The 12314-nt window shown below is 39.2% G+C and carries 10 protein-coding genes and 1 pseudogene; 1 reads left to right on the plus strand and 10 read right to left on the minus strand.

Features of this window, described 5'->3' with window-relative positions; all coding sequences use genetic code 11:
* Window positions 1-288 precede the first annotated feature (288 nt).
* A complete protein-coding gene (locus HMPREF0014_RS12160; protein ID WP_004887174.1) occupies window positions 289-729 on the plus strand; it encodes an HD domain-containing protein in 441 nt (146 codons plus the stop codon).
* A gap of 35 nt (window positions 730-764) precedes the next feature.
* On the opposite strand, the gene HMPREF0014_RS12165 is transcribed toward HMPREF0014_RS12160, so the two are convergent.
* From HMPREF0014_RS12165 to HMPREF0014_RS12210, 10 genes and pseudogenes are all read right to left on the minus strand, one after another.
* Window positions 765-1409, minus strand: coding sequence for a hypothetical protein (locus tag HMPREF0014_RS12165; protein WP_004887171.1), 645 nt, complete (start codon window positions 1407-1409; stop codon window positions 765-767).
* Between the two features lie 11 nt (window positions 1410-1420).
* Window positions 1421-2392, minus strand: a complete 972-nt coding sequence (locus HMPREF0014_RS12170) for a 5'/3'-nucleotidase SurE (RefSeq protein ID WP_079377104.1) — start codon at window positions 2390-2392, stop codon at window positions 1421-1423.
* A 232-nt stretch (window positions 2393-2624) separates the two neighbouring features.
* Window positions 2625-3788, minus strand: coding sequence for a hypothetical protein (locus HMPREF0014_RS12175; RefSeq protein ID WP_004887169.1), 1164 nt, complete (start codon window positions 3786-3788; stop codon window positions 2625-2627).
* The gene (locus HMPREF0014_RS12180; protein WP_004887167.1) at window positions 3781-5109 is read right to left on the minus strand and encodes a TolC family protein; all 1329 of its coding nucleotides are present in this window, start codon (window positions 5107-5109) and stop codon (window positions 3781-3783) included. Before HMPREF0014_RS12180 ends, HMPREF0014_RS12175 begins: the two co-directional genes overlap by 8 nt.
* Window positions 5106-6692, minus strand: coding sequence for a GH3 auxin-responsive promoter family protein (locus tag HMPREF0014_RS12185; protein WP_004887165.1), 1587 nt, complete (start codon window positions 6690-6692; stop codon window positions 5106-5108). Before HMPREF0014_RS12185 ends, HMPREF0014_RS12180 begins: the two co-directional genes overlap by 4 nt.
* Window positions 6689-7477 (minus strand): hypothetical protein, encoded by a 789-nt coding sequence (locus HMPREF0014_RS12190; RefSeq protein ID WP_170318192.1) that lies wholly within the window; start codon window positions 7475-7477, stop codon window positions 6689-6691. Before HMPREF0014_RS12190 ends, HMPREF0014_RS12185 begins: the two co-directional genes overlap by 4 nt.
* A gap of 188 nt (window positions 7478-7665) precedes the next feature.
* The gene (locus HMPREF0014_RS12195) at window positions 7666-9213 is read right to left on the minus strand and encodes a DHA2 family efflux MFS transporter permease subunit (protein ID WP_004887163.1); all 1548 of its coding nucleotides are present in this window, start codon (window positions 9211-9213) and stop codon (window positions 7666-7668) included.
* A 25-nt stretch (window positions 9214-9238) separates the two neighbouring features.
* Entirely contained in the window at window positions 9239-10300 is a 1062-nt protein-coding gene (locus HMPREF0014_RS12200; protein ID WP_004887160.1) for an HlyD family secretion protein, read from the minus strand.
* A 681-nt stretch (window positions 10301-10981) separates the two neighbouring features.
* A pseudogene (locus HMPREF0014_RS12205) lies at window positions 10982-11323 on the minus strand (amidase family protein); the annotation flags it as partial.
* 266 nt (window positions 11324-11589) lie between these two features.
* Window positions 11590-12204: a hypothetical protein gene (locus HMPREF0014_RS12210; RefSeq protein WP_006580900.1), complete on the minus strand. Its 615-nt coding sequence runs from the start codon at window positions 12202-12204 to the stop codon at window positions 11590-11592.
* Between the last annotated feature and the right edge of the window lie 110 nt (window positions 12205-12314).

Here is a 12314-nt window from a genome sequence, read left to right on the forward strand (position 1 = left end):
AATGAGCAATTATTTTCTCAAAAATACTATAAAAATAAGTTTTTGTGAATATATTTGCTCAATTTGATTTATTTTAGATAAAAGTGAGCAAATTTTTGCGCATCTCATATTTATAGATAGCAATAATTTATTTATCCGTTTTCATATGTTGAATATTACATTGTGGAGATTCACCAAACAAACGAGAGTATTCACAACAAAGTAGCTTATTCAGTATAAAATTATGACTTAAACTACCCATCTCGCCCATTAGGCCGTGTCATATACTTAAAGTAATAAGAGCAAAAAATGACTCAAAATAAAGTTGAATTGGCAGAGAAATTATCAAAAGAATCGCATCGAGGTCAAAAGTATGGTCCTCATGATTACTTTGATTACCATATTAAAGGTGTGGTCAATTCATTAATCGAGCATCAATTTTCAGAAGTCTATATTATTACCGCTCTTCTCCACGATAGTGTTGAAGACACGCCTCTTACCCTAGAAAAAATCGAAAGCTTATTTGGAAAAGAAGTCCGTGATGCAGTAGATGCATTAACTAAACGTGAAGATGAAACACGCGAAGAATATTTAATTCGTTGTGGTTTGAACCCGATCGCTCGAGTCGTAAAACTTCATGATGCAGCTTTTAATGCGCATAATTCACATAAAGAAAATAATCAGTCACGTGTCGACTATTACCTTCAAACCATGTTAACTGTTTCAACGGCGCAAGATAGGTTGGAATAAAAGACAACGAAATGAATCCGTTGTCTTTTTTATTTTTAAGATTGTGCAAATGCCCAAATGTCTTTTGATGCAACCGTGTCAGATACAAGTCTAAAACTCATAGGCTCTAAATCTTCATCTACCACAACATAACCTTTCGAGTTATTTTTTAGCGCATCACACTTGTTATCGGTAAGTTGATAGTTTGCCGTATTGGCTAATGCACTTTCAGTGATCACACCCGTAAACACACAATTTGGATCTTTCGAGACAATTTTGCCTTGTGCATTCACCTCGGCATTTACCGTTGTTCCATCTGGAAACGATAAATCGTAGGTGCCGACCAATTGATTAAGCAAAAGTTTTTGATCAGCAATTTTTTCATAATGTGCCAATTCAACTGTCATCGCTTGATTAGACTGGTTGCTCTTCCAAGTCTTATTTTTGGCATCGTAGCTCATCACAATCTTGGCACGGTTTTCATCATCATCTAAAACCAATAATTTAGTTCCATCTGCGCCAGAATAGTATTTACCCGCCATAGGTAACTCTTCATCAGTTTCGGTACTAATAATATAAGTACCGACATCTAAGCTTGGTGCTAAGGCAGGTTTTTCAGTCGAGACTTGGTCATCATGATCATTGTCATTACAAGCCGCCAATCCAAACCCAAGGAGTAAAACCAATAAACAACGTTTCATGGTCTTTCTCCTTACTTATTAAATAAGCTTTTTAAACGGATTTTAAGCCATTCTTGACCTGCTGGTCGTTGGTCATAAGCAACTTGCATGGCAGTCACAGCAATTTTGCTTTGCATTACAGCACTTTCATCCGACATTTGAGCGGCAGTTGGTGCCGATGGTGCCGCGTCTATTCCTAAACCAAATTGGTTGTTGCCTTTACTATCTTTGGTCACTTGGAACTTTAATTTATATAAGTCATACGTCCCAATTTTTGAAAATGCAAACGGCGTACTGGTTGTTAAATTTTTAGGGAAATTCACATTGAGGGTAATGCCTTTTGGCAACAACTGGCCCTTGCCTGCCTTAGCTTGTAATTCTTTTAATAACACTACGGTTTGCTTTGCCACAATCGCAGAGTTAGGGTTATTTAAAGTTTTGTCATCTACCGTGTTGGTATCGGCACTTAATGCGATAGATGGAATGCCACGACCTGCTGAAAACTGTACATTGCCAATCGTGCCAGAGTGTACAACGACTTTTCCGACATTTTGGCCTTCATTTGGGCCAGATAAAACTAAGTCTGGTGCTTTACCCCAATGCTTTGGTGCAACCACGTCTAGTCCATAAACGGTTGCCATGACTGGCGTACCATGCGTGTAATTCCAGTCGCCATTGGTATAGCCCGCTTTGGTAAAGGTTCCAGCCGCAGGTGCGCCAATCGGTGCTGCACCATTGTGACAACCGTTTTCAGCCGTAATTTGCTTATCATTATCTGCGTTAATCGTTGTTGAACTGTACATGACAATTGCACCACCACGACCACTTTGTGGTGAACATGGTACAGACACAAGCACGTTATGACCATTTGCTTTTAATTCATCATAGAGTGCTTTGATATTGCTGGTTAGACCGTCATCATTAACCAATAAAATATTTAATGCAAAAGCTTGAGTCGTACACAAAGACAGAATAAGGCCGCCCAATAAACTTTTTTTCATCACTTAACTACCATGTTCTTAAATTTTGATTTGTATAGTAGTTGGGCTATATGTAGGTTTAGTGACTAAGCACTCGTAAAAATCCAAATATTTTTCCATTAAAAATTAAATAATTATATTATAAGTTATTGCTATATTTCTTTTTATCAACTAATTATCAGCCTCATTGTTCATGTTAAGAATGACAAAACCCACTTTCGTGGGCTTCATTAAAAGTATCACCTCAGGCTTTAAATTAAATACGCCCAACTTCTAAGTATGGAATTAGGTTTTTATCAAAATTTGGTCGTGGGTCGCCTTCAAAACTAATAAAGCCATGCATACCCGTTAAACGCTCACCTTTATAAAACTGGTTTAACTGATAACGCGGGTCTTTATGGGAAAGCGTAAAACTCACCACGCCAACACCCTGCTGTTTTGACTTGTTATAGGCATCTTCGAGCATTTTATGATGCAAAGCCAAATCTTCGGGATGGCACATAAGCGTATGCAGTACGTGGTATTGAATAGAGTCGCCAAGTTTAGGCAAACGCATGCCCTTAGTTATTGGCGTCAATAAGTTATAAACGGGTCTAAGCACAGCTATGGCCGAGCTGTAATTTAAAATTTTAGTTTGCTTAATACTATGCTGATCCCACAAGCCAAACATACCCACCAGTTTTTCACCCTTAAAGTAAAGTGAAAAGTCCGAAAGTTTCATCCCTGAAAAATACTGATGACCTTGGGCAAGCTCTTCAAAGTTATAGGCCGGAATAAAGTTATAGTGTTCTGCCATGTCGCGAATAAACTGGTTCATAGCTGGTACATGCTGAGCTTCGGCAACACAGCTACGGATCTCTTGAAGATGACTCTGTTTAGCAGTCTGCTTTAAAAAAGCCGTGACTTTTCTTTTTGCGCCAGTGCTCGTCAGGCTGAGTGTCTCTATAAGCCCTTCATCATAATAATCGGGCATTCCCGTTTTGCCCGTTTGTATAGCGGCGCGTGCGGCATGGTTATCATCAAAAATAATCATCTGGCTAAAGTTAGGTGCGTGCATGGTATCTTTCACATGCTTACCTAATACCTTCACCAGTGATTTACCCCGATAGCTATGATCTACCCGTAAATCGCCCGCGTAGCGTAAGTTTTGTATATTTCGGTCGACATAACAAGGACGATAGCCATTGCTATAACAAGCCACTTTCTTTTGGCTTTCGGTATCTTCAATTACTACATGCAGTTTATGCCGATAGACAATGTCGGACGCCTTAAAATAACTCGGTTCACGCTGAAAGCTAATTTGTATACCTTTGGTGGTCATGGGCACCGCAATTAACTCTCGCAAAGCCTCGTCATCTGCCGAAGTCGCTTCACGGGTAATGAGAGTGTTATTCGCAAGTGGTGTATTTGTTTTATTCATTATTCACCTGTTGTGCGGTATGCACAGGAACCAAACTGTTTAAACGTCCCATTTGGTCGAGTAGCTGATAGACAAACACTACTTCGTCTTGGTCATTTACGGTTTTTTGGGTTTGGGCATCGAGTAGTTTCTGCTCGGTGTTGAGCAAATCAAAAGTGGTTTTGGTGCCGACATCAAACTCTTTACGTGTGTAGACGAAAGCAATAGACGCTGCCTCTATAGCGTTTGCCAGTGCGTCTTTATTTTGTCGGATGGTTTGAAGCTGCGCATAGGTGGTACGGGTACGCTTATTTAAGTCCAGTTCAAGACTTCGTATTTTCTGCTGAGCCAAATCGATATCGGCCTGTGCTTTTTTAACATTGGCCCGATTTAAACCATCGTCATAGAGCGGTACATTAAGCTGCACCCCAACCATATAGTTATTACTTTCAGAACCAATATAACTCGCTTCATCTTGCTTTCCGGCACGGCTGGTCAGCATAACCGTTGGCCAAAGCTCCCGTTTAGTTAAGGCATATTGTTTCTCTGCGGCTTGCATTTCATATTTCGCGCGCATTAAAGCGGGATGGTTCTTGGTTTGCGCCAAAATCTCATCTAGTCCATTCGGTATAGCTGGTAATTGTTTTATTGCAACAAGGTTGTCTGGTGTTGTACCTGTCACTTGGTAAAACTGTGCTTCACTTACAGTCAGGTTAGACTGCGCCTGTGTAATATCGGCTTGGCCTTGGGCGACTTGCGCCAAAACCTGAGCCAAGTCTGCACGGGTAATCATACCAACATCAAAACGGCGCTTTGACTCATATAAAGACCGTTGCAGGTTCGCCATGGTCTTTTGTCTAAGTTCTAAAATGGCTTTCTTTTTTAATACGTCGGTATAGACCATCACGGTATTTAAAATGGTTTCCGACCGTTGATCTGACAAGCCTTGGTGTTGGGCAGAAAGCTGACTTTCGGCAATATCTACACCCAAGCGATGCCGCCCAGAGGTATAAATCGGATAATCTGCCTGTAACTGCAAACTTCGTCCTTTACGGTTTCCTTCAGTTGGAAACATGACTTTTGGCGGTGTATCTATTCTTTCATAGTCAAGTTGCCCGACTAAATTGACTTTGAGTCCATCACGCTGTTTGGCCTGCTCAAGCATAGCGGTAGACTGGTTTACACTTAAACGGCTGACTTCAAGCTGGCTTTCATGTCTTAAACTGGCAGACAACGCCTCGTCTAAAGTCATGGCATGTGTATTGGACACAACCAACACGCCTAAATACAAGGCGTGTCGAAGTGTTAAAAAACGAGTATTAAAGTGCTTCATCCCTTTCATAGTTGTTCCAAACTATTGAGGGTGACTTTCTTAAGTGGCTCAGGCTTGATATTGCCTTCGATAATGCCATCAAACATGACCAGTTTTTTATAAGCATTCCAACCATTATTGGCTTGGCGAATTTGCGGCTCATCAAGCTGTCCCAAGTTTCGCGCAAGTTCATAATGGAAGTTTTGACGCAAAATACTGTCGATATATTCATTGTTAATGCTGTGATGAATTTCACCTTCAAAAAGCACGCAATAAAATGGTTTAACCTGTTGCTCCGTATCAATCGCCAGTAAGGAAATCGCTTTTGACTCGGTTTCGTTTAACTGAGACAACAACTGTTGAGCGGTTTCAGGTGCTAACTTTTCACCGACCAGATCTACACCAAAACGGCGGCCTTGGAACTCAAAACACGGGATTTGCTCTATAAAGCCAGTAACTCGTAAACAGTCATCCAGACAGTAACGCAGTAAGCCATTCCCCGAAGTAATCAGTGGGCTGACCACATCACCTTGTTTAAGTTGCCATGAAGGAACAATTTGGCCTTGTTTCTCACCTTCTAAATATTCAAATTCATAGAAGTGGCTTTGGTATGCGAGTGGGTATTGGTCGTTATAGGGAATGGTGACTACACCTTCCGTCGCCCATAATCCTTTGCCTTCAAACTGAACACTGGGCAATTTCTCTTTTAATTTTTCGGCCCAAGCTTTTGAACCTGCGGTATCCCAACTCGAAACCAGACTTAACTTTGGCCAGAGCTTTTTAAAATCGATCTGTGCGCCGTTTGAACTTGCAATTAAGGCTTGAGCACTTTCAGGGCTATGCGGTGCGGTCACTTCTTTTAATGAATCCTGACGATTGCCCCATTTACCACTTTGCAAAACTTCAATGACTTCTTTTTGCAGTGACTCCAAACGCTCAAGTAATTGCAGCGCAAAAGTCGGACTCCACACCGAAATCATGGCTAAGTTGCGGTTTGCGACCAAATAGCAAATGGTGGCAAACAGTGCATCGTCTGCATTGGCTGCAAAGGCAACGTTACTTGGAACCGCTTGGGTAAACTTGGACAATATACGTTTACCCACACCGAGTAATGCACTGTCATCATTTAGATTTTTATCTTTTAAAACTTCACGCTGACTTTCTGGCAACCATGACACCGACCAGTAGTGTGTACCCGAACTCAGCTGTGGGCATTTACGGTATAAACTTGCCATCCACGGTGCAATCGCATGGTCAAGTTCATCTAAAAACAGCTTGGTGTATGGAATAAACTTGATTTGCTCACTCGAACCACTGGTCGGCTGAAAACGAACCAATTTACTGCTTGAGAGTGAAAGCTTGTGTTCACGGTAACGCTGAATGTCTTCTCGCCAAGCGCTATAGCGAGTGGCAGGAAATGCTTTTACAAACTGCTCATAATTTTGAACCTTCTTATCTTTGGCAAAGGTCGAGGTCTGTAATATCGAATGCAAAATTTGACGTTGTGTGGTCTCTAGGGCATTAAACTGCTTTTGGAAATTACGGTCAGATGCATCACACCATTTTTTTAAAATAAGATGCGAGCCGAGAGTCAGCCATTCATTAGATTTCATTGGATAGCCTCTCTACGTTTTGTTTTATGAGTTACACGGGCTTCAAACTTTCCTTTACTGGTCGGCTTAGTCATCAGCTTTACGGGGAAACGGGCAATATCTTTCCAGCCAAGACGACCAATACACGGCAGTTCTGTACCGGCTTTCCAAGTTGGATTTTTCTGTTCAAAGAAATGAATATTTGGGTTCTTTTCTCTCATTTCGGCAGTAATCGGTGCGACTTCGCCTTTTAGTGGCTGATAGTCATCACCAAAGTTAAGCAAGCCTGCTTCACGGTCATAATATTCACCAAAGAATTTTTCACAGTAGTGCTCAACCACTTCCGAAAGATGTTGGTTTTCATCTTTAATGTTTGGGTAATACACATAGTAATTATTGGCTAGTAAGAGATAGGTCTTATAGCCTTTAGAAATAAGGAGCCAATAAAGTTCGTTAAAAGGATATTTGATTCGGAGCTTAATCATGAGTTTAAGCATAGTGCTTTGTAAACTACGCGTGCCCCAGAACTTCTTCAAAATAACCGTATCACCGCTAAAGAGTACGGTGTAGTCTTTACCGTTTAAATAAAAGTGCTGCACAACAACCGTCGAGAAACCGACTATTTCGTCTGTTTCAGAGTCAAAAATTAAAATCGCACCGCTTTTATTTTCAAAATCATCTACAAAAATAGAAAATCTGGTATTTTCATAATACTGTTCGTAAATGGAATACATCACTTTTAGTCGATCAGTATCAATTTGCTCTTTTTCAAAATATTGCCCATAAGTTGCATTTTTCAGGTTCAATTTTGAAATCAGTTTATATGTTGTATTAATCATAATACTTTAATCTCCCACATTCAGATCTGTGAGTTCCAATCGCTTATACGGCGATATTAGAAACTCGTATAAATGTTCTTTTTCTATGAAGGGATACGTTTTGATATGCCCTATTGTTTTTCATTCTTTAAAAGCTGCCCTCTACTGCTAAAACCTTACATATTCATTTTCTTCCCCCTATCCATAAAGATGGTTAAAAAAGCGGTCACAAACATGATGATTGCGAGCATGCGTAATAAATCGTTGAAACTCGAAGTTAATGCTTGAAAGTGAATGTCACGGTAAATCACACTTAGCGCGATTTGCTGAGCATTTGCGCCGACTTCCTGATATTGCGCCGTGAGTTGGTCGAGTCGTTCTGTAAATATCCAGTTTTGCGGTGTCATCGCCTGATTAATCTGGGTGACGTGCATGGCTGTTAGCCAGTCTAAGGATGAGTTGATAAGTGCCAGTCCAACCGCGCCGCCAATATTGCGCATGAGGTTATAAATACCGCTGGCATCGGCTACTTTACTGAGTGGCAAGGTGCTCATAGCCAAATGTGACACCACAATCAGGCAAATCATAAGACCAATACCACGGTAAATTTGCGGCCAAAACATGAAGTCATAATCGCTATGAATGCTGAGGTGCGAATTGAGCCATACACCAAAACCAGCCAGAACCATTCCAACAAATACGGTTTTGCGGGTATCGAAGTTAGGAATAAGCCACGCAAGAAACGGTGCAAAGCAGAACATGACAATGCCTGTCACCATCATGATGTGACCAATCTGGCTACTATTCATTTCACGGACTTGCCCAAGAAACACAGGAATCATGTAACCCAAGCCATACAGCGCCATGCCAATCACAAACGTTGTAATAGCACTCAAAGTAAAGTTTTTATTTTTAAATACCGATAAATCGAGCAAAGGCTTAGGCTGGGTAAAACTTCTAGAGAAGAAAATCATGCCGCCTACAACGCAGATCATAAAAGCAATACGAACGCCCGTGTCTGCAAGCCAGTCATGTCGTGCGCCTTCATCGAGGAAATATTCAAGCCCACCCAAAAACATTGCCATACCGACCAGACTGAGCCAGTCCATGCTTTTGATGAGTGAATAATTGGCACGGTCAATATTTGGGCCTGAGTAAATGACCGTAGCAATGATAATGCCTGGAATAATATTGATCAGGAACATCCAGTGCCATGAGAAGTTATTGGTGAGCCAACCGCCAATGGTTGGACCAATCGCTGGACCTAAAGTACTGATCATGCCAAACATGACCAAAGGCAATGAGCGTTTTGCTTCTGGAAAGAGTAAATACAACGCCGTCATGGAAGTCGGAATCATGCCGCCACCCATAAAGCCTTGAATGCCACGGAACACCAGTAAACTTTCCAAGTTCCATGACAAAGCACAAAGTAAAGAACTCACCGTAAACCCAATTGCACACATGGTGTAATACACCCGTGTTGAAAGCACTCGCGAGACAATACTCGACATTGGAATTGCAATAATTTCGGCAATTAAATAAACCGTTTGTACCCAAGTGACTTCATAACGACTTGCACTCATACCAGCTTGAACTTCGTTTAGAGAACTCGCCACAATCTGAATATCAAGAATCGCCATGAAGTTGCCAAAAATCATGGCAGCAAAAATTGCCCATGCAGTTTTTGCAGGAAACCTCCACTCGGCTTCAACATGCTTATTCATTTTTTTATTACCTAAAATTTTTTTATTAAGTTCTTAGGTCAACGGTGGCACTCACCGACATTCCAGGTTTAATCAAATCAATATGTGGGCTTGAATCTATGGCAATACGTACAGGAATACGCTGTACAACCTTGTTAAAGTTACCCGTTGCATTGTCTGGTGGCATGAGTGAAAAAGTTGCGCCTGAAGCTGGTGAAAAGCTCTCAATTTTTCCGGTATAGGTGAGGCTCGGATAGGCATCAAGTTTTAACTTCACTTTTTGACCGATATGCATTTTTTCAATTTGGGTTTCTTTGAAGTTCGCTTGTACATACAAACTATTTTCAGGAATGATCGCCATTAAGCGGGTTTGTGGAGAAACGCGTGAACCTTTTTGAATTGCAAGGCTACCGATCTTACCCGAAACAGGACTGATCACTTTTGAAGAAGCTAAATCAACCTGATACAAGTTTAAATTTGCATTGGCACTTTGAATATCTGCTAAAAGCTGCGCTCGGCTCGCTTGTAAGCTCCCCAACTGAGCTTCTGCTGCATTTACGGCGGCTTGTGCTTTGCTGAGCTGTGCTTGAGCTGTTAAATATTGAGACTGGATCCCTTCAAAATTTTGTCGGGTAATCACGCCATCTTTTAATAAGTCTTGATAACGCTCGAACTCTTTTTTCAAACGAGATAGGTCGGCTTGTGCTGCCACTACACCACTATTTGCTTCGGTAATTGAAGACTTGGCAGACTTTTCATTTTGTTGTTGTACGCCCAGTGCGGCTTCTTTTAAGCTGACCACAGAACGGGCTTGGTCATAACGAGCTTGATAGTCACGATGGTCTAATACCGCTAAAGTTTCCCCTTTTTTTACCACCTGATTATCGTTAATTAATAACTCCATCACTTCGCCTGAAATTTTTGGCATGACCCAAGTCACATCGGCTTGCACATAAGCATTATCAGTAGATTGATAGAATCGGTATACCAAAAAATAATATACGATACCGGCAACTAAAAATAACAGCAGGACACTAAAAACACCCCAAGTTATTTTCTTTCGACTTTGGAAATTAGTATCAGTTTCTAGCTGAGCTACGTTATCCATATTCATTCCGCTTATTTGTAATATTCGATTTTTTATTTAAGCCAATAAAATTATTGGTTTCTTTTTTACGTAACTTTTCACTTGGTTTTATTCAATGAATCGTGACAGCGTAAAATTTGGTGCAAATTATGGTTCTGAAGTTAATTAAATATCATTGACTTCTTTGCCATATATTTTTTCTATTTATGTCAATAAAGCATATTATATAAACTATGTTTAAAAATTATGTAATTCGAACTAGTGTAGATTTCTCGTAATTAATCCATCTAAAAATTCAATACAAGCTATTGTTAATAAACAATTTAATTTTTATTTAAGCTTCAATAAAACTCCTTTAATAAAAGCAATATATTGCAGAAATATTAAGAATAAATTTTATTATGTAATATTTAAGTATTATTAATTAAAATAATATGTAATTTAAAAATGAGTTAACAATAAAAATTGTTATACTTATAAAAATAGAATATATATGATTTATAAATATTATATTTTATAAAATTAACAACAACAAACTGACAAAATATTAAATCTAACAAGCAATGATTGCTTAATAAATAAGCCATTATAACAAGTAAAATGGCTTATAATTTTTTGGATAAAAAACAGTCTTAAAATAAATTTAGACCTATTATTAAAAGACAAACAAAGCTTTAAAAATAGTGATTTAAGCGGTTTTGTCTATTGATTTAAAACCTTAAAAATTTCTTCTAAAGTTATTCCAATCGCAAGCAATTCACTATCTTGATGAGCTAAGCCATCTATTTCAAATCCGATTGGCAGTTTTGATTTCGCGCCCTTTCCAATAGGTAAACTCAGGCCCGGTATTCCAATATTACTGCCGGGGTCTGTATTTCGCATGAGTGTCTGGAAAGTTTCAATTGAATAGACGTCTTCGTTTGCTAGTGGTGCAACAATCGGTGATGTCGGAAATAATAAAGCATGTAAGTTATGCGCTTTAAATGTGTTTTGGTAGAGTTCAATCAATTGTGGACGAGCTTCACTGATGGCTTTTTCATAGAAAGTAAATAATTCTTGATCATCAATAACAGCTCTAGCCATGTTTAGGGTTTACGTTAATAACAAAAAATAATTTTAGTTTTAAATTTTGTCAAAATAAACAGAAATAAAATATTTTATCTCACTAGCAGTTTTACTAAAAATTAAAAAAAATCTTGCACCTTAAAACTTCAGGTGAAATTAAATCTAAAGCCCCCTAATTGAGAAGTTAAAGAACCCACCATAAGGAGGGTTCACAATATAAACTAATGTTAATCTGCTTAGCTAGGCTAGCTATTACCACATGAGACTATACAAAAATTTACTTCTACATATTCAGAGAGAATAGTATTTGATTCATTTTTTAGAATAATATGACATGAGCCCGTTTTTATATTTGAAGCTCTAACTGAATATAAATCAGAATTACCACTCGGCATACTTCTCACATTTACAATCACCACATCATCCTGATAAATGAAATTGTTTTCCAACACGAATGCAACAGAAGAATTAGCTCCCAACGCACTTGCGGCCATGCGAACGCAACCGGATGGAAAGTTACAAGTTACCGACCTGTCTTTGAAACTATACTGCAGAATATAAGATCCTGCTCCTCCACCATAACCAATCTTACCTTTTCTTGAAAGAAAATTACCTGATAAGTCTAGTTCCACCATACCAGCTGAATTAACAAGATATAACCGTCCATTTTCTTTGTTTTGTATCATTAGGTCTGATTCAGTGACATAGATCAATCCACCATTATTTCTATCTTCTGAACCAGTAGAATCAGATGTGAGTTGTAACATCGGCAGACTCTTATCATGAATATGTAGAGTACTTTTAGGTTTATCCACTCCTATACCAAGACGAGTTTTAGAATCTTCGCTACCTACTACCACTACATCAATCGTTCCTGTGATCCTAGCCAAAATAATGGACAGTACTTCCCTCTAAAGATAACGTAACGTTAACTTTGGAGATCCAAGAAATGGCCAAACGTTTTAGTGCT

This window comes from Acinetobacter sp. RUH 2624, assembly GCF_000162375.2.
In the GTDB taxonomy this organism is placed as follows: Bacteria; Pseudomonadota; Gammaproteobacteria; order Pseudomonadales; family Moraxellaceae; genus Acinetobacter; species Acinetobacter nosocomialis.